The organism is Granulicella arctica (assembly GCF_025685605.1).
GTDB lineage: Bacteria > Acidobacteriota > Terriglobia > Terriglobales > Acidobacteriaceae > Edaphobacter > Edaphobacter arcticus.
Genome location: NZ_JAGTUT010000001.1, coordinates 3,369,522 through 3,389,791, shown reverse-complemented (window position 1 = coordinate 3,389,791; position 20,270 = coordinate 3,369,522). Strand labels below are relative to the sequence as shown.

At 59.4% G+C, this 20,270-nt stretch carries 18 protein-coding genes; 7 read left to right on the top strand and 11 right to left on the bottom strand.

The features are described 5' to 3' along the window. Nucleotides 1-87: 87 nt before the first annotated feature. The 8 genes from mutL to OHL20_RS14425 all read right to left on the bottom strand — a co-directional run bounded on the left by mutL (nucleotide 88) and on the right by OHL20_RS14425 (nucleotide 9,547). A complete protein-coding gene (mutL, locus tag OHL20_RS14460; RefSeq protein ID WP_263383884.1) occupies nucleotides 88-2,001 on the bottom strand; it encodes a DNA mismatch repair endonuclease MutL in 1,914 nt (637 codons plus the stop codon). A gap of 33 nt (nucleotides 2,002-2,034) precedes the next feature. Further along, nucleotides 2,035-3,150, bottom strand: a complete 1,116-nt coding sequence (locus OHL20_RS14455) for a Gfo/Idh/MocA family protein (protein WP_263383883.1) — start codon at nucleotides 3,148-3,150, stop codon at nucleotides 2,035-2,037. A 98-nt stretch (nucleotides 3,151-3,248) separates the two neighbouring features. Beyond that, nucleotides 3,249-4,496, bottom strand: a complete 1,248-nt coding sequence (locus OHL20_RS14450; RefSeq protein WP_263383882.1) for an FAD-dependent oxidoreductase — start codon at nucleotides 4,494-4,496, stop codon at nucleotides 3,249-3,251. Nucleotides 4,497-4,598: 102 nt separating this feature from the next. Continuing rightward, entirely contained in the window at nucleotides 4,599-5,027 is a 429-nt protein-coding gene (locus tag OHL20_RS14445) for a DUF3291 domain-containing protein (protein ID WP_263383881.1), read from the bottom strand. Nucleotides 5,028-5,086: 59 nt separating this feature from the next. After that, on the bottom strand, nucleotides 5,087-6,619 hold the full coding sequence (gene pyk / locus OHL20_RS14440) for a pyruvate kinase (protein WP_263383880.1): 1,533 nt from the start codon (nucleotides 6,617-6,619) through the stop codon (nucleotides 5,087-5,089). A gap of 116 nt (nucleotides 6,620-6,735) precedes the next feature. After that, complete coding sequence (locus tag OHL20_RS14435; RefSeq protein WP_263383879.1) at nucleotides 6,736-7,635, bottom strand: YihY/virulence factor BrkB family protein; 900 nt, start codon at nucleotides 7,633-7,635, stop codon at nucleotides 6,736-6,738. Nucleotides 7,636-7,671: 36 nt separating this feature from the next. Continuing rightward, complete coding sequence (locus OHL20_RS14430) at nucleotides 7,672-8,235, bottom strand: thioredoxin family protein (protein WP_263383878.1); 564 nt, start codon at nucleotides 8,233-8,235, stop codon at nucleotides 7,672-7,674. Between the two features lie 100 nt (nucleotides 8,236-8,335). Further along, the gene (locus tag OHL20_RS14425; protein ID WP_263383877.1) at nucleotides 8,336-9,547 is read right to left on the bottom strand and encodes a VWA domain-containing protein; all 1,212 of its coding nucleotides are present in this window, start codon (nucleotides 9,545-9,547) and stop codon (nucleotides 8,336-8,338) included. Nucleotides 9,548-9,636: 89 nt separating this feature from the next. Here OHL20_RS14425 and OHL20_RS14420 point away from each other — a divergent pair, with 89 nt between their 5' ends. Next, nucleotides 9,637-10,143 carry a VOC family protein gene (locus OHL20_RS14420; RefSeq protein ID WP_263383876.1) on the top strand — a complete coding sequence of 169 codons (507 nt, stop codon included), beginning with the start codon at nucleotides 9,637-9,639 and terminating at the stop codon, nucleotides 10,141-10,143. A gap of 220 nt (nucleotides 10,144-10,363) precedes the next feature. Here OHL20_RS14420 and OHL20_RS14415 read toward each other — a convergent pair whose 3' ends face one another. Together OHL20_RS14415 and OHL20_RS14410 are read right to left on the bottom strand one after the other, a co-directional pair. Continuing rightward, nucleotides 10,364-10,750, bottom strand: a complete 387-nt coding sequence (locus tag OHL20_RS14415) for a DUF6979 family protein (protein ID WP_263383875.1) — start codon at nucleotides 10,748-10,750, stop codon at nucleotides 10,364-10,366. Then, on the bottom strand, nucleotides 10,740-11,456 hold the full coding sequence (locus tag OHL20_RS14410; RefSeq protein ID WP_263383874.1) for an ROK family protein: 717 nt from the start codon (nucleotides 11,454-11,456) through the stop codon (nucleotides 10,740-10,742). The genes OHL20_RS14415 and OHL20_RS14410 overlap by 11 nt, the downstream gene beginning before the upstream one ends. 325 nt (nucleotides 11,457-11,781) lie before the next feature. Between OHL20_RS14410 and OHL20_RS14405 the strand changes: the two genes are divergently transcribed. The 6 genes from OHL20_RS14405 (at nucleotide 11,782) to OHL20_RS14380 (ending at nucleotide 18,658) form a co-directional block, all read left to right on the top strand. Then, nucleotides 11,782-13,035: an aminotransferase class I/II-fold pyridoxal phosphate-dependent enzyme gene (locus OHL20_RS14405; RefSeq protein WP_263383873.1), complete on the top strand. Its 1,254-nt coding sequence runs from the start codon at nucleotides 11,782-11,784 to the stop codon at nucleotides 13,033-13,035. A 350-nt stretch (nucleotides 13,036-13,385) separates the two neighbouring features. Next, nucleotides 13,386-14,309 (top strand): hypothetical protein, encoded by a 924-nt coding sequence (locus OHL20_RS14400; RefSeq protein ID WP_263383872.1) that lies wholly within the window; start codon nucleotides 13,386-13,388, stop codon nucleotides 14,307-14,309. 88 nt (nucleotides 14,310-14,397) lie between these two features. Further along, a complete protein-coding gene (dapA, locus tag OHL20_RS14395; protein ID WP_263383871.1) occupies nucleotides 14,398-15,318 on the top strand; it encodes a 4-hydroxy-tetrahydrodipicolinate synthase in 921 nt (306 codons plus the stop codon). Between the two features lie 57 nt (nucleotides 15,319-15,375). After that, nucleotides 15,376-16,230: a 2,3,4,5-tetrahydropyridine-2,6-dicarboxylate N-succinyltransferase gene (locus OHL20_RS14390; protein WP_263383870.1), complete on the top strand. Its 855-nt coding sequence runs from the start codon at nucleotides 15,376-15,378 to the stop codon at nucleotides 16,228-16,230. A 16-nt stretch (nucleotides 16,231-16,246) separates the two neighbouring features. Next, nucleotides 16,247-16,954, top strand: coding sequence for a TMEM175 family protein (locus OHL20_RS14385; RefSeq protein ID WP_263383869.1), 708 nt, complete (start codon nucleotides 16,247-16,249; stop codon nucleotides 16,952-16,954). 39 nt (nucleotides 16,955-16,993) lie between these two features. Beyond that, entirely contained in the window at nucleotides 16,994-18,658 is a 1,665-nt protein-coding gene (locus OHL20_RS14380; RefSeq protein WP_263383868.1) for a ribonuclease J, read from the top strand. 56 nt (nucleotides 18,659-18,714) lie between these two features. Here the strand turns inward: OHL20_RS14380 and OHL20_RS14375 are convergent, their stop codons facing one another. Beyond that, the gene (locus OHL20_RS14375; RefSeq protein ID WP_263383867.1) at nucleotides 18,715-20,034 is read right to left on the bottom strand and encodes a DUF6895 family protein; all 1,320 of its coding nucleotides are present in this window, start codon (nucleotides 20,032-20,034) and stop codon (nucleotides 18,715-18,717) included. Nucleotides 20,035-20,270 lie beyond the last annotated feature (236 nt).

Sequence of the window (20,270 nt, the reverse complement as noted above, 5' to 3'; positions counted from 1 at the left end):
GAACAGCAATCCTTCGCCGGGGCTGGGGATGTATTCAAATTTTCAAGGGACGAGCGCTGAACCAGGTTCGCACCGCCAGGCTTCTGGCTAGATTCTCTGGAACGCTTTCTGTACGTCCTTATAAGAATACCGCAAAGCGATGGGTCTGCCGTGCGGACAGCTCGTTGGGTGCTCCGTCTTCGCCAGTTCGGCGAGCAGCCAGTCGATCTTCACCGAGTCAAGCGGCGTATTAATCTTGATAGCTGCATGGCAGGCGATACTGGCGGCGATGCGGCGGCGGCGCGTTTCGGCGTTTTCCGTCTGCTGTTCGCGCTCGGGTACGCCGAGGACTTCTTCCAGCATCCGCTCCAGTTCCCTGCCCTCGAGACCTACCGGCGCAGCCTTGATCGCCAGGGTGCGCGGACCAAACGGCTCGGCCTCGAAGCCGTTCAGATCGAGTTCATGGGCAAGCTCGGCAAAGCGGATCAATTGCGCGGGCAGCAGGTCGATCAACACCGGCATGAGGAGGCGCTGCCGCTGCACCTTCTCGGTCTCGCGCTCGCGGAGGATCTTCTCAAAGAGCACCCGCTCGTGGGCGACATGCTGGTCGACGATCCACAGGCCTTCGTCGTTGACGGCGAGGATAAACGAATCGCGAAGCTGGCCGAGGGGTTTCAGCGTGGCAAGGGCGTTCAAGGTGGGACCAGGGTCGGCCTCTGTCTCATAGCCCACAGGGATGCTCGCGCCGGAGAAGTCGAGGCGGCCCGGCGACTCGGGAACGACGGGTGGCGCGAGCGTGAACGGCTCCGCATCGTTGAACGTCGGGTCGTTCTCGGACTGCGGCCGCGGCGTAAAGACAGGCGGGTCGGGCGCGCCGGGCATTGGGCTCACATCGAGCAGCAGCGAGCTATGCGCCGTATTCTGCTGCGGATTGAGCGCCATCGTGAAGCTCGTCGCCGGTCGCGCCGCCATCAGGGTCGTGCGAACGGTGTCGCGGATAAAGTCGTGAACGAAGCTTGGCTGGCGGAAGCGCACCTCGGTCTTCGCCGGATGGACATTGACGTCAACCTCCTGCGGCGGCATCTCGAGGAAGAGCAAGACGACCGGGAAGCTCGTCGGCGGAATGACGTTGCGGTAGGCCTCGATGAGCGCATGGATAACAAGGCGGTCGCGAATCAGCCGGTTATTCACAAACACATACACCGAGTTGCGATTCAGCTTCTGCAACTCGGGCTTCGAGACGAAGCCGCTGATGCGGATGTAGCCCGGATCGGGCGGCGCGTAGTCAGACTCGCGCTTCCACGGCGGCGGCTCCGGCAGTCCCGCACGGGCGAAGTCCATCTCGGAGGCGGTAGGAATCATCAGCGTGGAGGTATCGCGACCGAAGATCTGGAAGAGCCTGTCCCCCGCATTCGCAACCGATGGCGCAACCAGCAGGGCCTGTGTGGCCGAATGCAGTTCGATGTGCTTCGTGGGATGCGCCAGCGCGTAGTGAGTTACCAGCGCGGCGATGTGCGAAAGCTCTGTCTGCTCGGTCTTGAGGAACTTGCGCCGAGCCGGGGTGTTGAAGAACAAGTCGCGAATCTCGATGGTCGTGCCATGCGGCATACCCGCATCCTCGACGCGCAGGATGTTGCCACCGGCAATCTCGATCTCGGTGCCGGAATCGTCCTGCTCCGCGCGGGTGTGGAGATGCACGCGAGCAACTGAGGCGATGGACGGCAGCGCCTCGCCGCGAAAGCCAAGCGTCGCAATCGAAAGCAGATCGTCCGAGGTGCGAAGCTTCGAGGTGGCGTGTCGCTCGAAGGCGAGCAGCGCGTCGTCGCGGACCATGCCGTGGCCGTTATCGATGATCCGGATGAGCTTGCGGCCACCCGCTTCGATCTCGATCCGAATGCGGGTGGCACCGGCGTCAATCGAGTTCTCAAGCAGCTCTTTGACGACCGACGCAGGCCGTTCGACCACCTCGCCCGCGGCAATCTGGTTCGCCACCTGGTCGGAGAGGATGCGGATACGGCCCATCGTTCGATTGTAACGAGGACGACCGCGGTCTTCCTAAAACTTGATCCCCGCCGCTTTGTAGATCGTCTGAATATGCCGCATATCCCGCAACCCCTCTTCGCCGGACGGGCCGACGGGCGTGTTATTCAGGATGCAGCCTGAGAAGTGGTCAGCCTCGCGAGCAAATTGGGCGGGGTCCTTCTCCTGCTCAAGAAGATCGATGACCGTTGGCGGACCCTGTGCTCCACGAACGCGGCCAGTCAGATGGATGCCCTCATAGCCGAAGGCGGGTTCGACGTTGAGCGTGCCCTTCGAGCCGTGGATGCGGTAGTAGCCTTCCATGTTGGCGCCGTACGTCGTGTTGCAGCTTGCGAGGACGCCTGAAGGAAACTTCATCGTCCACGAGACATTCTCTTCGACATCGTTGAAGCGGCCGTCGTGGTCGATGGTGGAGGCATTGGCAGCGATGACGGTGGGCTCTTCGCCAAGCATGAAGCGGCAGGCGTTGAGCGAGTAGATGCCGACATCCATCAGCGGGCCACCACCGGCGAGCTTGCCATTGGTGCGCCAGTCCGGACCGATGTTGAAACCGTTCGCGCTCTCGATGGCCTGGACCGCGCCGATGGTGCCGTTGCGGATGAACTCGCGGGCGCGAAGTGTCGTCGGCTCAAGCTGGCATCGGTACGCGATCATCAGCTTGCGATTGGCCTTCTTGCAGGCCGCGATCATGGCCTCGGAGTCGGCCACGCTGGTCGCCATGGGCTTCTCGCAGAGGACGTGCTTGCCCGCCTGCGCAGACCGGATGGTGTACTCGGCGTGCATGCTGTTGGGCAGCGCAATATAAACCGCGTCAACGTTCGGATTGTCGCGAATGCGGTCGAAGTTCTCGTAGGTATAGATGGAGCTGTCGGGAATGTTGTACTCAGCCGCATGCTGCTTCGCCTTGTCGGGATGACCGCTGACGAACGCCGTCACCTCGGACATGGCCGACATCTTCGTGCCGGGCATAAAGTGCTGGAGCGAGATGCGTCCGAGACCGATGATGGCGTAACGAATCTTCTTTGGCGCGGCAGCCTGAGCAATGGCACGGGGCACGGTTGCAAAAGCGGCGGAAGCGGCGGCAAGACGACCGAAGTCTCTACGGGTCAGATCTCTGCGGGTCAGGGACATGAAACTCTCCTTGGGCTGGCAGGAGTACGATGCCATCCCACGCGGGCAGAGTCAAGGCGAGCCTCCCGACGCAGGCTGAACCGGCTAGCCGTTTACCCCTAACGGACGTGTTCAGGACGTACGCCCAGGCCGATGAAGCGTGCCGTCAATCGATGAAACAGTTGGCTGCGGCTGAGCATGCGGAGTACCAGGGGAGCCCGGAGCGGGCCAGGTCGTCCCAGGTAACTCTTCAAAAATCCATGGATGGTGGTCTGAAAGGTCTGGGTGATGCGCGTCGGCAGTTGGCGGCGATGCTGGACGTGGGCGAGCGAGTGCTCGGTGATCGGGCTGCCGCGCTCCTGCGCTGAGCGAAGCACCGGAGCCAGGATGCGCGCCGCAGCCACCGCATCCTGAATGGCCAGGTTGATCCCGATGCCGCCGACCGGGGACATCGCGTGGGCGGCATCACCAATGCAGAGCAAGCCCGGAATGTGCCAGCGGCGCAGGCGATTGACCTGCACCGGGAGAAGGGACACCTCGTCCCACGACTGGATCTCTTCGGCGCGGGATCTGCCGTCCGGGCCTGGCGCACCGAGGAACGGGACAAGGCTGACTAGATGCTGGCGAAACTTCTCTAAGCCAGCGGGCTTGATCGATGTCTCGAAGCTGTCCTTCGCAATGAGGTAACCGCACTGAAAATAATCCTTCCGATTAATCATGACGATCATGCGACCATAGTTCAGGTTACCCAGCGCAGTCTCTGGATCGCTATCTCTGCGTGAGAGTCGCAGCCAGAGAACATCGATGGGCGCACCATGCTCAATGCGCTGCAGGTCAGCAGAATCAGTCGTAATCGCGTGCCGGCCATCACATCCAACCGTGAGCGCGGCGTGAACCTCGGTCGTACCCGTATCGCCTTCAACATAGGCACCGAGGATCCGGCCTGTCTTCTGGTCCTTCATCAGCCCTGCAACCTTATGCTCCATGAGGATGCGGGCGTTTCGGTACTTTCGCACCTCCGCAGACAGGAAATCGAGGAGGTCCCATTGAGGCATCAGCGCGATCAGGTTGGTTGGTGACGGCAGCGTCGTAAAGTCTGCGATGAGGTAATTACAACCGCCAAGCGAGGCGACCGCATGATCGAACTGCTGATGCGGAACCTTCAGGAGCGCGTCAAGCAGGCCAAGTTCCTGCATGACGCGAAGGGTCGCACCATGGATGGTGTCCCCACGAAAGTCCCGATTGAAGTCCTTATGCTTCTCAAGCACGGTTACATCAATGCCCTGACGAGCGAGAAGCAGCGCCATGACGATGCCTGCAGGTCCGCCGCCAACGATGCAGACCGTGCTGTGGAGAGCTTCATTCATAGGGAACTTTCACGCTGAGACTTCATCGCCACTGAAGTAAACCAAATTTCTGATGGTCGGACAAGCCTTGGCCGCGTCGCAAAGCACATGGCTATAGGTAGGTCACGCACGATGGATCGTGCCGCCTCCTGTCACACGCGGCGTCCGGTAGCTTAGGTCGGCATGATGCGGACTTGGGTGGAGCACCTTCGAAGGCCGTCCACTCTCGCGCATGCGCCGGTCGGCTTCGAGCCACGCGGGAAGGGTGCTGTCCGGCTGGTCCCAGTGCGCCACGGAGGCCTCGTCGCACCACTCCAGCAGATGGCGCATCGCCTCCTTGTGAGAGCCCGAGACTATGTAGGCACGCATGCTCTCCTGACTCTCCCAGGCGGTCAGCGTCCAGAAGGTCCAGCTTCGATCTGGCAGCAACGCACCGACAAGAAAGCCGGGTGCCTTCTTCACCTGCCGGAGCGAGGCCAGCGTGTGCACAACAAAGCGGGGCAGGAACCGGATCGACCGAATCCTCAGACGCGTCAGGCTAACAAAGGCCATCCTTCACTCCGACAGCACGTTTCATCGTCAGGAGTGGGATGCGCATCATCTGCGAAAGTTTAGCTGGTCGCGGGCTTGGTCTTGCCGATCTCTGCCTCGCGGTCGCCGACCATGTGGAGGCGCATGAAGTTGGTCGCGCCGGAGCGGGTACGCGTTCCAGCCACGATCCCGAGCACCTGGCTCTGGCGAACATAGCCAAGCTTCTCGAGAATCGTCTCGGCCATGCCGACGAGCATGTCCGTATCGTCGAAACGGTCGCAGAGGATGGGATACGTTCCCCAGAGCAGCATCGACCGATTGATGACCTTCTCGAACGGAGAAAGCGCATAGATCGGCGGCGACGGACGGTACTTTGAGAGCAACCGCGCGGTGCCGCCGGTCTCTGTAAAGATGGCGATAGCCGCGACGTCGAGATCATCTGCAGCATGAGCCATGCACTCGCAGATCGTCTCGGCGACCGACAGGCTGACGCTGCGCGGACGCGGCTCGCCGGGCTGCGGATCGGTGCGCATCTGGTGCTCCGTCTCCACCACAATCTTCGCCATCATCGCAACGGCGTGGACGGGGTACTTGCCCGCGGCTGATTCAGCCGAGAGCATCACGGAGTCTGATCCGTCATAGATCGCGTTCGCCACGTCTGAGACCTCGGCGCGTGTAGGCCGCGGATTGTCGATCATCGACTCAAGCATCTGCGTCGCCGTAATAACCGGCTTACGGTACTCCGCTGCACGGCGAATGATGTGCTTCTGGATCGCCGGTACCTTCTCGGGCGGAACCTCCACGCCGAGATCGCCGCGCGCAACCATGATGCCATCCGCAACTTCAAGGATCGAATCAAGATGCTCAATCGCCTGCGGCTTCTCCAGCTTCGCAATCACCCAGGCATCGGAGTTCAGCGCAGCCAGCCTCTGCTTGACGTGGCGCACATCGTCAGCGGTGCGGACGAACGAGACAGCGACCGTATCGACATTCTGGCCGATCGCAAAGATCAGATCGATCTCATCCTTCTCAGTAAGTGAGGGAACGTTTACGGCGATACCCGGAAGGTTGATGCCCTTCTTCTCGCCCAGCATGCCGCCATTGATGATGTCGCAGATCACGTCGCCGGAGGCGGTGCACTCAACCACGCTCAGCTCAATCAGACCATCCGAGAGCAGGATGCGCGAGCCCGGAACAAGGTTCTCGGCGAGCGTCGTAAAGCTGGTGCCGACGAACTCCGCCGTGCCGTTATCGACCTCACGCGGTACGATCGTGATCCGGTGGCCAGCCGTCAGTAGAACAGGCTTGCCATCGACGAGCTTGCTGGTGCGGATCTTCGGACCCTGCAGGTCGGCGAGGATGCAGATCGGCTTGCCCTCTTCGCGCGCAACCTTGCGCACCATGGCGATCAGCTCGGCCTTCTGCTCGTGCGAGCCGTGCGAAAAATTAAGCCGGGCCACATCGAGCCCGGCGCGGACAAGCTGGCGGAACACGGGTTCAGTACTACAGGCAGGCCCAAGTGTGGCGACAATCTTGGCACGGCGCACCTGGTCGGTCGAGAGAAATGGGTTCTGCGAGGCGGTAGCGTAAGGCGTCGTATCTTGAGGCGTCATGAAGGTCTTCCGGATTCTTTCCAACCTGCGCGGGGTAAGCCGTCGATGGTCTGACCAATAGTATTTTGTCTGCGAGACCATTCTAGCTGGCTGCGACGTTTGCCGTGTGAATCTCTCTACGCGACGGGCGGTACATCCTGGTTGAAGCGCGACTGGAACTGCACGTTGAACTCCGCCCCACACAGCACACTGAGACAGATAATGTAGAGCCAGAACAGCAGCGCGATGCCCGCACCAAGCGATCCATAGACCTGGCTGTAGTTCGCGAATCGCGTGACATACCAGCCAAAGACGAGCGTGGTCACGAACCAGAGCGCCGTCGCCATGATGGCACCGGGCAGGACGCTGCGCCACAACTGCCGCTTCGGCGTACCCGCGTGGTACAGCAGTGCAATCAAGCCAACGCTGCCCGTAAGCGCCACGGTCCAGCGGATCAGGAACGCAAGCAGGAAGACCGGTGTCCGCATCGACTCCATCACATGGGTCGCGAGCCACGCCGTCAGCAACTGGCCAAAGACGACGAGAAAGCTGGCGATGAACAGGGGCAGCAGCGAGAGCGGCACCAGGATGAGCGCACGAATTCGCCGCTGCCAGAACGTCCAGCAATCCTCCGGTAGTTGGTGGGCACGGCGGATGCCCTCCATCAACGTAGCGATCACTCCCGAGGCACCGCTCAGTGACACGATCGCCGCAACAATCAGCGCATGGGCAGAGTGGCTGCTGTTCGGTGTCGTCACAAAGTAGCTCTGAAGTATCGGGCTGACGTCCGGCGGCAGGATGCGGTCGAAGAAGATCGACATCTGCGACCGCAGCGGCGTGCTATCCGGCAGCAGCGAGACGGCAGCCGCAGCGACGATCAGCGCAGGAAACAACGCCACCATCGCCGAGTAGGCGGAAGATTGGCCGATGTTTACGCAATCATGATCGAGCGCCCGCGCAATGGAGCGGATAAGGATGCGGCCAAGCCGGTGAGGCATGACGTGCTGGAGCGTGATGGGCTGCGGCGTGCTACTCATAGGCGACCCTCTCGACCCAAGCCTTGCCCCTTCGAATCACGCCTTCCAACGGTTCAGGAAGTCCGTCACCGATTGCGCATCCGCGCGGCTCATCGTCTCGGACTCGCGATTCTGCGGCGAGTAGAGTACTTTGCCATTCGCATCAAGCACCACGATGGCTGGTACTCCCTTCTTCAGGGGCACGCCATACTTCTGGCCGATATCGAGGTGGTTGTCGATATCGCTGTTCACAAAGACGTTGACGACAACGTAACTCTGCGCCAGCAGTTCCTTGTTCGGAGACTGGTCCATGTAGATGTGGAGCACCTGGCAGTCACCACACCAGTCGCCTCCGAAGTCGAGCAGGACATGCTTGTGTTCACGTTTCGCCTGCTTCAGTGCCGCAGCTATGTCGACCTTTGGATCGGCTGTTTCGGAGTAGATATGCTTCTTCGAAAAAGGAACACTGGCCTTGACCTGCGCGTGAGGAACGGGGACGGCAGGCGCAGGCGTCTCAACGGCCGGGGATGGCGTGCTACTGCAGCCCTGAAGGGTGAGGAACGTCACTGCGCCGAGGAGAAAGGTGGCGGAGAATGCACGCCGTGTGCCGAGATTTGCCATGGCAGCGATTCTATCGCAGCGGGAATGCCTATCTTCCGCCCCTGCTTTTCTTTCTGTCATTCCGTCGGGAACCTGCTTTTACCAGAGTCGGCAATGGACTCTACTTACCCGTGTAATAACCATCCCGAGTCTGGATCGTCAGCTTCTTCTTATCGGAACCGCTAAGCGACAGGTCGATCTGGTGGTAGCCATCGCCTGCTGTCTGCTGGTCGGGCGTATAGCCAAGCCGGTACTGAGCGCGCAACTCCTTGCCGATCTCGGTAAAAATATCGCCGACGGGCTGCTTCTTCGAAACCTCGAACATCCGGCCTCCCGTCTCATGCGCCATCCGCTCAAGGATCTTCTTACCATCCGTGCGCGTCTCCTGCGGGCGCGGATTCTGGCCGCCACGACCACCGCCGCCCCCGGGATAACCGCCACCACCGCTTCCCGGAAAGCCGATCCCGCCACCGCGCGGAAAACCACCGCCGCGATTGTTGCCGTTGTTGTTATTGTCCTGCCGCTGCTGCTCGCCCTTGAAGTAGATGGCATAGATGATGGTGTCGGAGCGCTGAGCCGCTTCAATCGCGTCCGTCAGGCGCTCCTTGCTGCCACGGTCGTCCCCATCCGTCAGCAGGATCACCGCCTTGCACCCTTTTTGCTTCGACATCAACTCATCCGAAGCCAGAAAGACGGCGTCGTAGAGCGTCGTGCCACCACGGGCACGGTCCCGGCGTGCGGAACTGGAGTCCGGATCATCAGTATCCGTCGTGCTGGCGGAGCGATCAGCAGGAGCAGGTGTGTCGAGATCCTTCAACGCAGCCTGGAGCTTGGGCCGCGAGGAAGTCAAGTCCTGCAGGAGTTCGATCGAGCGGGCAAACTGCACCACGAAGGCCTGGTCCTGCTTCCCCACCAGCATCTGGTCTAGAAACGCCGTGCTCGCCGTGCGCTCGTCGTCGATGGCGCCGCGCTGGCTCTGGCTCGTATCCACAAGCAGGCCCAGGGTGAGCGGCAGATTGTTGTCGAGGTCAAAGTAGCGAATGGTCTGGGCGTGGCCGTCGACCTGCAGGGTGAAGTCGGCCTTGGTCAGGTTCTGAACGAGCGCGCCATTCTTATCTCGAACGACAACCGGCAGGTTCACGAGCTTGGCATCGACCGAGATCGTTGGGGCAGTCGAAGCCGGAGCGGGGGGCTCCTGTGCTGGCGTCGTCGCAGCAGGCGGTGCCTTGTCGGGCGGTGGAGCGTTCAGCGTCGGATGCTGGGCAGTGAGCGTGAGAGGCAGGGCGAGCAGGACGCCGGTAAGACCGATTCGAAGGACGACGCAGGGACGCATGCCCTCTTAGACGGGCTGCGGCCTTGTAGGTTTCCTGCTCGGTAAATCGAAAGATGACGCCCGGACCGCCTGTGGATCATCTATTCCCTATGACTGAAACATTGAAGGCAGGAATCGATTCCGGCGTACAGATCGGCCATGTGCATCTGAAGGTAGCGGATCTCGACCGCGCGCTGGCGTTCTATTGTGGCGTCCTTGGGTTTGAACTCATGATGCGGTACGGCGAAAGCGCGGCCTTCATCTCGGCTGGCGGCTATCACCACCACATCGGGCTGAACACCTGGGAGAGTTTAGGCGGTAAGCCTCCCGCGCCCGGAACGACGGGGCTCTACCATCTGGCCATCGTCTACCCGACGCGAGCCACACTGGCCGACGCCCTGCAACGGCTGATCGCCGCCGACGTGCCGCTCGATGGAGCCTCAGACCACGGTGTAAGCGAGGCCCTCTACCTCCGCGATCCCGACGGAAACGGTGTCGAACTCTACCGCGACCTGCCCCGGGCCGAGTGGCCAAAGGACGCCGCCGGAAACTTCACGATGTTTACCAGGGCACTGGACGTGCGCAAATTGTTGGCCGAGGCACCGACCTCTGCTTAGGTTCGTCATCCCGCAGGGATCCGCTCTGTTCTCGTCCGTTGCCGGGGAAAACAATGTGACATGTTTGACAAACATCGCATTCAAACACCCCCATCGATAGAACCTATACCCGCCGCGCACGCACTCCACCCCGCGCTAAGTACTAACCTAACCCGCCTGTTATGAAGACTTTCGTACTTTAGGTACGGGGGGGTGGGGGCACTTCTATCTGGGGCTGTTGCTACGCCTTGCGGACGATCAGGTTGTTCTTCCAAAGAGCCATCACAACATCCATCTGGCTCGCATGCGGAATCGCTTCACCATCCGTGACTTCAGCCCAAAGGCTGTTCACCGTCGTATGTGTTCCCGCGTCGAGTAACGAAACCGCGCGCGTCGCATACGTAATCCCGCGATGCGGAGCAGCATATTGACCTGCCGGAATTCCCTTGATCAGTCCAGCTTCGCAGAGACTCAGGAAAGCCTGTCGCGGAGAACCCTTCCGCTGCGCCGTTGGACTGGTCGGATAAAGCTTCTGCACCACCTCGTTCCAGCGATCGCCTGGATGACTGTGAAACTCAGCCGCAGCACGAGCGGCAAGGATCGCTGCTTCGCCGTATCTATTTGCCACGCTTGCCTCCCTTCAGCTTATCTACTGTCTGGACTGCATCAGTACTTGCAGGAATCGGTGTCTCCCAGAGCTTGATGCCACCTTCGATCGCATTGCTGTTCGCGCCAAGAACAACGCCAGCAGGAAGATCCTTCATCAGCTTGGCGTTCCCGCCGCCGAGCAGCACGTAATCACAGACCATCGCAGCCTGCAACCGCGCCATGATGTCGAGCACGGACTTGCGCCAGCGCTTCTTGCCACGCTGCTCAAGCCCCGCAAGTCCGATGTACTCCTCATACGTTCGGCCTCGCCGATACGGAAGATGAGCCAGCTCAAGCGGGATGATCGTGCCATCGAAGATGAGCGCCGAGCCAAGCCCAGTTCCTGTGCCCAGAAAGAGCATGCGACCGCCTTTGTAGCCGCCAAGCGCCTGCATCGCCGCATCGTTGATGAAGCGATAAGGCTTCCCAAACGCCTGCTTGTAGTTGAAGTCCGTCCAGCCCGCACCGAGATTATGCGGCTCCTGGCGAGGCGCGTCATGGTTCACAGGACCGGGGTAACCGATCGAGATGCAGTCAAACTGCCAGCCCTTGGTCGCGGCGAGAACGTCGTCAACCATCTGCTTCGCGGTAAGTGTTGGCCCGGAGGGAATCTTGATGGGAACGCGAATGTCTGTGCAGGCGACCTTGATATTGGTGCCGCCGATGTCGATTACGAGAACTTTCATTGAGAGCAAGAATACAGGCGATGTTGGCAGAGCGCGATTCGCGTGCGGTCGGACCCACATTTTGGGCTAACTCGCTTCATTCTGCTGTCTTTATGCGTTCCATATCGCGGGCAGATAAAAAAACTCACATTTCCTGTGAAATTCGCGGTAAATTGAAACTCAAGCAACCGCTTCCCCGTCTTTCATAGTGATTCCCCCAAGTTAGGTTCTGCCGGCTGTAGTTTGCCGTCAGGAGAAATAGTCTCTACCGCTTTTGCAGCCGGCTTGTCCTCCTGTCGCAGCGGCCGTGTATTTCCCTATAAACCGAGTAGTTGAGGAGAACCAAATGATCAACGATATTCAGGGTCTATCGCGCAGAAACTTCATGCGTACTCTCGGAGCGGCGTCCTTCGCAGCAGCCTCGTTCCCCGCACTGGCAGCAACACAACAGGCTCCGGCACCAGCGACCAGGCAGCGCGGCGGCATGTCCGATATGGGCGACATGCGGCAGCTTCCGCCAGATACCGTCATCATCAGCTCAAACGAGAACCCTCTCGGACCTGCGCAATCGGCGCTGACGGCGATATGTAGCACGGCCCCAATGGGCGGCCGCTATCACCAGGAAGAGACGATGAAGACCGTCATGGCCTTCAACGAGATTTTCGGCCTGAAGAAGGGCTATTCCGCGTTGTTCCCCGGATCCGGCGGACCGCTTGACCTCGCGCTGATGTCGAACATCGGCCCCGACAAGCCCCTCGTCTACGGCGATCCGAGCTACGAGCAGGGCCCACGCGCTGCCGATACCATGAAGGCTCCCAAGTTCCCCGTCAAGCTGACTTCGACCTACGCGCATGACGTGAAGGCGATGCTCGCAGCAACACCGAATCCTGGTGCGTTCTACATCGTGAACCCCAACAACCCGACAGGCACCATGACGCCGCGTGAAGACATCCTCTGGCTGCTGAAGAACAAGCCCAAGGGTTCGGTCGTCATCGTCGACGAGGCTTATCATCACTTCTCAAACGACGAGTCAGTGCTCGATCAGGTCGCGGCGGATCAGGACCTTATCGTCCTGCGCACGTTCTCGAAGATCTACGGTATGGCCGGGCTTCGTGCTGGCTTTGCGGTTGGTCGCCCTGACCTGCTGATGAAGTTCACGACCGTCGCTGCTCCGGCGCGTCAGCTTGCAAGCATCTCGATCACCTCCGCTGCCGGCGCTCGCGCCAGCCTGCAGGATAAAGATCTTGTGCCGCTTCGCAAGAAGATCAACTCGGACATTCGCGCGGAGACGCTCGAGTTCCTTACAAAGAAGGGCTACAAGATCGTTCCTGGCTCGCAGGGCAACATGTTCATGGTCGATGTCAATCGTCCGGGACGTGAGTTCCAGGCAGCGATGCTGAAGGACGGCGTAGCCATCGGACGTACCTGGGCAGCGATGCCGAACTATGTTCGCGTCACTGTCGGCACCAAGGACGAGATGGCCAAATTCCAGACAGCCTTCGTCAAGTGCATGGACATGCCCGCAGGAACGGTAAACGGCGCGGCATCGCTGTACATTCCCGAACTGCATCATGTTCCGACCGAGCTGTATCGCGGCTAGTATCCAAGAAGCGAATACTGTTCTAAGAAGACCAGGAGGTTCCGGCATACTGCCGGAACCTCTTTCATTTGCTAGAAACATCAAAGCCGACGCGATGCAGACCCTGTGTAGGTTAGGGCTGCTCCGCAGGCCTTTTGCTGGAAAGTGGAAGCGGTGTCATCACTGTTGAAGGAACATTGCTGCCAGGAAGCACGTACTCTGAATGAGAACAGCAATAAAGAAGACTGAATTTCTGCTTCAAGCAATGTTTGTAGCACTAGATTGTGAGCCTTGGCCGCCGTTCATCCAAAGAAGCTCAACCAGCTAAAAGAGACTTGTCCAGAGTCAACGGACAAGATGCGAGACATAAAATGGATCAGATTTTCTCTCCTACAGAAGTTGCACAGAAGCCCATAGCCGGCGGAGGTCGGATTTGTTTCCGCGGTGATACCCGCTCCCCGAAACAGATGTTCCGAAGCGGCTTCTTCCAACAGGCTCCGCGCGGGGGCTTCTTTTCGAGGCTTCACGTCCCGATCGTCATGAATGCGCTGCGCCATAATTCCATCCCGATCAAAGCCGAGCACAAGCCGTTCTATCTCGCCGCAGGGGTTAAGGTAAGGCCGGATGCGAGAACCCCGGAGGCGATGTTTCCCGCTGCCCGCGACATCGAGCCGATGAGTGCGGTTTGCGTCACACCACGATTCGGCATGGCCGCTCTCTTCCCCATCAAAACAACGGAAAGTCCGGACTCGATGATTCATACGTGGATCTACGCCTTGTACGTGCGGAATGTGTTCAACACGCATGCACAGCAGACTCTCGACGGCCTCGAAGCAATCGAACGGGAGATACAGGCTCGCAGGGCGATTCTGGAAGCACCTGGCGTAGCCCCGAACGTAGCCTCCCTGAATCCTCATGTAGATCGAGCGTTGAATCTCTTGTATGCGCAGGAGCTCGCGACAGAATCCGTGAAGTCGCACGATGTGATCTGCGCGATTCGATGTGAGCGTCAATGGAATGGTGTCTCCTGGCAAGACGGGGCCCGGTACACCCTGGACAAAGATTCCATTAACTTTAATAGCCGTGTCTCTGTCGATCCTTCGATCACAAAAGCGGTCCGTGCATTTCTCGACAAGGAAGAAGTTACGGGCGAGACCCCGAGCCGAAGCTCAGGATTTCATCGCGACAAGCCTTCGACTCGAGTCAGTGTCCATATGCAAATGGCTGCCGTCGAAGAGCGCATTTACGGCCACATGGACGCACTACGGCCTCGTCTGCCCGGCGATCTCCGATAGTCTCAGCAGGTTCGATTGGCTATTCTGCGCTGTGTGCAGCTTGCTCTGGGAGCTGGCTGCACCCGCAGGAGGTAAACTTTAATTCATTATGGATTTGAGTGGATGTGGAACGGCGCTGGTAACTCCCTTTCGCAGGGATGGCAGCGTCGATGAACCGGCATTGCATGCGCTGGTGAACTGGCAGATCGAACAGGGTATTGATTTCCTGGTTCCCTGCGGAACTACAGGCGAGGCCTCGGCGCTGACCGAGGCGGAGTGGCTGCGAACGGTCGAGTGCGTTGTAGGCGCGGCTGCAGGACGTGTCCCGGTCATCGCAGGATGCACGCACAACGCGACCCACGAGGCCGTGGTGCGGGCGCAAAAGCTTGCCGAAGTACACGGTCTTTCCGGCATCCTTACCGCTAATCCGTACTACAACCGGCCGGGGCAGGAGGGCCAGTATCGCCACTTCAAGGCTATCGCCGACGCGGTTTCACTGCCCGTAGTGCTCTACAACATTCCATCGCGGACGGGAGCAAATCTTGAGCCGGCGACGGTGCTGCGATTGGCAGAGATTCCAAACATTATCGGGATTAAAGAGTCGAGCGGAAATCTTGGACAGATCACGGAACTGCTCACGACGGCGCCACGAAGCTTCAAGGTTTTTTGCGGCGACGACGGGTTGACCTTGCCGGTACTGGCGCTGGGTGGTGCCGGACTGATCTCAGTGGCTTCAAATGTGATTCCGAACGAGATGGCGGCAATGGTGCGAGCGGCCCTTGATGAGGACTACCGAAGCGCGCGGCGGATTAATCGGCAGTTCTTTCGGCTGATGCAGGCGCATTTCTGGGAGGCGAGTCCTGGGCCGGTGAAGGCAGTGCTGGCAATGATCGGCAAGGGTGAGGATGTTTTGCGGCTGCCCATGGTGCCGGTCACAGGGGAGACGCGGCGACGACTGGAACGCCTGATGGGTGAGCTTGGCCTGCTGGTCGGTCTCCCAAGTGCTGGTGAAGATCTGCGGATGTACTAGCGCTGTCGATCTAAAGAAGTTGCAGGTGCAGCATTTGAATTAAGGGAGAGGTGTGGTTTGAACGGGACTTTGGAGTTAGAGGCGGCGATCGAGCATTGGTTTGCGCAGGGTGCAGCGGCAGTTGGCAACGTCGAGGCGGAGACGGCGTTCTTTGCGCTACGTGACCAGCTAGAAGCTGGAACGCTACGGGCAGCTGAACCGGATGCTGCACTGCCGTTGGGATGGCGCGTCAATGCCTGGGTGAAGCGCGGCATCCTGCTGGGCTTTCGGCTTGGCTCGATGGTCGAGATGGGCGCGCCGGGCGGTCTGTCGTTCGTGGATAAGGCGACGTTTCCCGCAAGGCACTTTACTCCGGCAGATGGAGTGCGAGTTGTCGCCGGCGGCTCAGCTGTTCGAAGAGGAGCTTTTGTGGCTAAGGGCGTGATCTGCGCACCCCCGATGTATATCAACACGGGATCGTACGTGGATGAAGGCACGATGGTGGATTCGCATGCGCTCGTGGGGAGCTGTGCGCAGATCGGGAAGCGCGTGCACCTGAGCGCAGCCGCACAGGTCGGCGGCGTGTTGGAGCCGGTGAACGCTTCGCCGGTGATTATCGAAGACGACTGCCTGATCGGCGGCAACACAGGCGTCTACGAAGGGACGGTCGTCCGTCGGCGAGCGGTGCTGGCGGCGGGAACAGTGTTAACGCGCGGCACCCCGGTCTACGATCTGGTGACGGGTGAAGTCCATAAGGCCTCGGGCGACTCCCCTCTCATTATCCCTGAGGGCGCTGTCGTGGTGCCGGGGTCGCGGGCCATCAAGAGCGGCAAGGGTCTGGAATGGGGCCTGAGCGTGGCGACGCCGATCATCGTGAAGTATCGCGACGAGAAGACGGAGCTTTCGCTGGCGCTCGAAGACCTGCTGCGATAGGCTTTGGGGATTACCCATGGCCCCTTCCTCTCACGCTCTGATCGGCCCCGATGGATTTCAACTGCGCGGCACGGCGATGTCGCGCGTCGATGGGTTCAGCGATGTAGTCTTCGGCTTCGCACTGACACTGCTGGTGGTCTCGCTTGAAGTACCCAAGACGTATGGCGAACTGCACGAGCTGATCCATGGGTTCCTACCGTTTGCTGTCAGCTTCACACTTCTGCTGACCGTCTGGTACGCCCACTATTTCTTTTTTCGGCGATATGGGCTGCACGACGTTGGCACCATTGTGCTGAACGCGATGCTGCTCTTCGTTGTGCTGTTCTATGTTTATCCGCTCAAGTTCATGTTCGGCCTATTTATCGGGCAGGTCGCGGGCTACGTCGATGCCAACCAGCTGAAGCCTCATGAGGGTACCGAGCTAATGGTGGTCTACGGCCTCGGCTTTACGGTCATCTACTTGCTCTTTTTCGCCCTCTACTGGAATGGGTGGCGGCAGCGGGAGGAACTGGAACTGACACCGCTCGAGCGTAAGCTAACGAAGATCTACATGGCAGACCACCTGACAATGGTCGCGATCGGCCTGCTCTCCTGCCTGCTGGCTGTTGTGTTGCCATTGGGCGAGGCGGGCAACGCAGGATGGGTCTATCTCCTAATCGGGGTCTCGAAGTGGTTTTACGGCTACTACGGAGGACGAACCACAAGGTCCTTTTCCAGCATCTAAGCGGGCGTTTACGCGCAGAGTGCTAGACTTATAAGTTGAATGGCACAAGATAAATTACGCATGATACCGCTGGGGGGCCTTGGCGAGTTCGGTATGAACTGCATGGCGCTCCGCTGGCAAGACGACATTATTGTTATCGACGCTGGTCTGATGTTCCCCGAAGAAGAGCTGCTGGGCGTCGACATTGTCGTTCCGGATATCAGCTATCTCACAGAAAACCGCTCGAAGGTCAAGGCAATCCTGCTGACCCACGGACATGAGGATCACATCGGCGGTCTGCCGTGGATTCTGTCCGAGTTGAATGTACCCGTTTATGGGACCGAATTTACGCTGGCGTATGTTGAAGGCAAGCTCGAAGAGCATCGCCTGTTGGACGATGCCGAGCTTATCGAAATGTTGCCGGGCAAGAGATTTACGCTCGGACCCTTCTCGGTCATGCCGATCCGCGTGACACACTCCCTTGTCGACTGCGTTGCATTGGCGATTCATACGCCGGTCGGTGTGGTGCTGCATACAGGCGACTTTAAGGTTGATCTCTCGCCACCGGATGGCAAGCCCTTCGACTTGCACGCGTTCGCAGAGCTCGGCAAACAGGGTGTTCTGGCATTGCTGCAGGATTCCACCAACGTCGATCGCAGTGGATATACGCCAAGCGAACGAGCAGTACGACCGCGGCTGGATGAGATCTTCGCGCAGACCAAGAAGAAGCTGTTTTTTAGCTGCTTCTCGTCGTCGATCCATCGTATTCGTCTCGCCATGGAGCTTGCCCACACACATGGCCGTAAGGTTGCAATTATTGGGCGTTCGCTCGACAACTCGACCGAGATCGCACAGGACCTCGGCTATCTGGATCTACCACAGGGCCTCGTCATCAACCCGGGCCAGATTCGCGACCTGCCGCCGAACAAAGTCTGCATCATGATCACAGGCACGCAGGGCGAGCCGATGAGCGCGCTGAGCCGGGCTGCTGTAAACAACCACAAGTTCGCGCACATCGACGCGGGCGACACGGTGTTGCTGAGTTCACGCGTCATTCCGGGCAACGAAAAGGGTATCTACCGGATGATCGATCACCTCGAACGGCGCGATGCCAAGGTGATCCACGACGACGGCAACTCCGGCCTGATTCATGTCAGCGGCCATGGCAGCCAGGAAGAGCTGAGGCTGATGATTAATCTCGTCAGGCCGAAGTTCTTTATTCCTGTCCACGGTGATTATCGCCACCTCAAGCGTCACGCTGAATTGGCTGCAGGCATGGGCATCGTCGAAAAGGCGATTCTGCTCGAAGATGGCGACATTCTTGAGTTCGACAAAACATCGGCCGTAAAGAATGGCAAGGTAACGGTAGGTCGGGTGTGCATCGATTCAGGTGGCTCCTCGACCGATGTAGTGGAAGACCTCGTCATCCGCGACCGCAAAAACCTGAGTGAAGACGGCATTATTCTGCCGATCATTGCGATTAACAAGAACACGGGCAAGGTGGAGAACCCGCCCGAGATCGTGATGCGCGGTATGGCGATCGGCGACCAGGCGATGATCGCGGAGGCAAAGCAGGTTGTGCTGCGAACCCTCGATAGCTCCAGCCCCGAAGAGAAGAAGGACTATGGGGTCATCAAGGAGAAGATCCGCAACGACCTGAAGCGCTACATCCAGAAGAGCACCAGTCGCCGGCCTCTGATCATGCCAGTGATTCTGGAGATCTGATCCGTTTCAAGATGAACAGCAAGCGCCCCGATGTCAGGGGCGCTTTGCTGTCAGAGTCAGGCGTATTCTTCCTCGACCACATCGCAGGCGGGCAGGGGAACGCTGTAGGAGAGAATCTCAGCGAACTGAGTGATTCGGACCATCATCTCCGTAGCCTGGGTGGCGACCGGTGTAGGGGAGAGATTGAGAGCGTTACCAACGGCGAGCAATCGCTGTACCGCGCCAAAGTCTTTCTTCCCGAACTCGCGATGCAGTGCGATGGATAGCAAAAAGTCTGTCAGTGACTCACGTTCCGCAGGCTCGAGGTCGCCCAGGGTAGTCTGCCAATGTGCCTTGCGATCGTCTGGATCGAAGCACTCGAAGACGTCTCCAAATGCGCCTGCGCGTACAACAACCTTTGGGATCGTCAGAGGTGGGCGGCGGCCTGGTGCGAGCACTCCTGCGCAAAGCATGCCCATTGCGTAGATCGTGCGGTAGCTGTTCGGGTGAAAGTAAGTGTTCGCGTCAGAGGGTTGAAAACCTCCGTCACACTGAACGCGGCAGAGGACACGAAAGGCAAAGATGGCGGCAGGACTCCACTCTTCGCCAGTGAGCGGCCAGGCGAGTAGCACCTCGGCGGCGAGACTGTAATCCTGCTCATCCAGGCAACGCGCCAACATGCCTTCCGCCTCGGCCAGGAGTTCCTCGCGGCTGCGTGGGAGACTGCGGGGGAAAAGATTGAAGTCTCGCATGTACATCAGGGCGTGTGTAAAGCAGGAGACATCCTCGCGTGTGCCATGGAGAAGATCGATGGTGCGACTAAGTGCGGAGGTAGCTCCTGCGCCGTGGCTGCGGAGGCGAGGCAGACCTTCTGGATAGAGCCAGCTCTGCTTGAGCCACTCCTGTTCGAGTACACGGTGCGGCTCGCGCTCACGGCCATCACTTGCCTGGGCGGCTACGCTGAGGTCGAGCATGGCGTCGAAGTCCCCATCGTAGAAGCCGAGGCGCTTCAGACAGACGTGACCAACGGCGTAGTCGAAGGCGAGCGACGGCTGAAGGCAGATTCCGCGCAGCATGCGCTGACTCCGTGCGTGCGGCACGAGCAGACTTGCTACCCGGAGCACACGCGGACCGACAGCGGCATAGCTCGAGACATTTGAGGCCGCAAGGAGCAGCAGCGCTGTCTCTGCGATGACCTTTTCGGGAACAATGGTGCCGCATTGGGTGGAGTCGTCGCCGGTGGAATCGTTCGCCGACAGTTGCCGAATGGCTTGCTCAGCGAAGTCGAGGCTATGGCAAAGCCGCTGCAGCAGATCGTCTTCATCCCAGAGTGGCTCGGCGTTCAAGGTGCGTATGGAGGAAATCCTGGAGTTTCTCATCGCTGGCAAACCTTTCATGGTTTCTACTGTCACGCCCCGACATCTAGAACGGCGTCATGTTCTCTTAACTGTGAAAGCGCAATCCATTCCGTTTCAGGGACACTGCCCTGCAAATAATTAACTAATTAATGGAGCCAGATAGAATTCACGACATGCGGCGAGTGGCGAGGCATTCCGGACGACGACGCGCCGCGAAAGCAAACTTCGGAGGAACGGCCCGGCAGCTTCGGCAAGCGCGCGACCATGCGCGGCAC

What these genes read in the sequence shown, in the direction of transcription:
- OHL20_RS14425 (WP_263383877.1), bottom strand. Translation starts at nt 9,547, where the DNA reads ATGCGTCCCTGCGTCGTCCTTCGAATCGGTCTTACCGGCGTCCTGCTC.
- OHL20_RS14455 (WP_263383883.1), bottom strand. Translation starts at nt 3,150, where the DNA reads ATGTCCCTGACCCGCAGAGATCTGACCCGTAGAGACTTCGGTCGTCTT.
- OHL20_RS14405 (WP_263383873.1), top strand. Translation starts at nt 11,782, where the DNA reads ATGATCAACGATATTCAGGGTCTATCGCGCAGAAACTTCATGCGTACT.
- OHL20_RS14410 (WP_263383874.1), bottom strand. Translation starts at nt 11,456, where the DNA reads ATGAAAGTTCTCGTAATCGACATCGGCGGCACCAATATCAAGGTCGCC.
- OHL20_RS14400 (WP_263383872.1), top strand. Translation starts at nt 13,386, where the DNA reads ATGGATCAGATTTTCTCTCCTACAGAAGTTGCACAGAAGCCCATAGCC.
- OHL20_RS14385 (WP_263383869.1), top strand. Translation starts at nt 16,247, where the DNA reads ATGGCCCCTTCCTCTCACGCTCTGATCGGCCCCGATGGATTTCAACTG.
- OHL20_RS14420 (WP_263383876.1), top strand. Translation starts at nt 9,637, where the DNA reads ATGACTGAAACATTGAAGGCAGGAATCGATTCCGGCGTACAGATCGGC.
- OHL20_RS14380 (WP_263383868.1), top strand. Translation starts at nt 16,994, where the DNA reads ATGGCACAAGATAAATTACGCATGATACCGCTGGGGGGCCTTGGCGAG.
- OHL20_RS14430 (WP_263383878.1), bottom strand. Translation starts at nt 8,235, where the DNA reads ATGGCAAATCTCGGCACACGGCGTGCATTCTCCGCCACCTTTCTCCTC.
- mutL (WP_263383884.1), bottom strand. Translation starts at nt 2,001, where the DNA reads ATGGGCCGTATCCGCATCCTCTCCGACCAGGTGGCGAACCAGATTGCC.
- OHL20_RS14445 (WP_263383881.1), bottom strand. Translation starts at nt 5,027, where the DNA reads ATGGCCTTTGTTAGCCTGACGCGTCTGAGGATTCGGTCGATCCGGTTC.
- OHL20_RS14435 (WP_263383879.1), bottom strand. Translation starts at nt 7,635, where the DNA reads ATGAGTAGCACGCCGCAGCCCATCACGCTCCAGCACGTCATGCCTCAC.
- OHL20_RS14375 (WP_263383867.1), bottom strand. Translation starts at nt 20,034, where the DNA reads ATGAAAGGTTTGCCAGCGATGAGAAACTCCAGGATTTCCTCCATACGC.
- OHL20_RS14450 (WP_263383882.1), bottom strand. Translation starts at nt 4,496, where the DNA reads ATGAATGAAGCTCTCCACAGCACGGTCTGCATCGTTGGCGGCGGACCT.
- dapA (WP_263383871.1), top strand. Translation starts at nt 14,398, where the DNA reads ATGGATTTGAGTGGATGTGGAACGGCGCTGGTAACTCCCTTTCGCAGG.
- pyk (WP_263383880.1), bottom strand. Translation starts at nt 6,619, where the DNA reads ATGACGCCTCAAGATACGACGCCTTACGCTACCGCCTCGCAGAACCCA.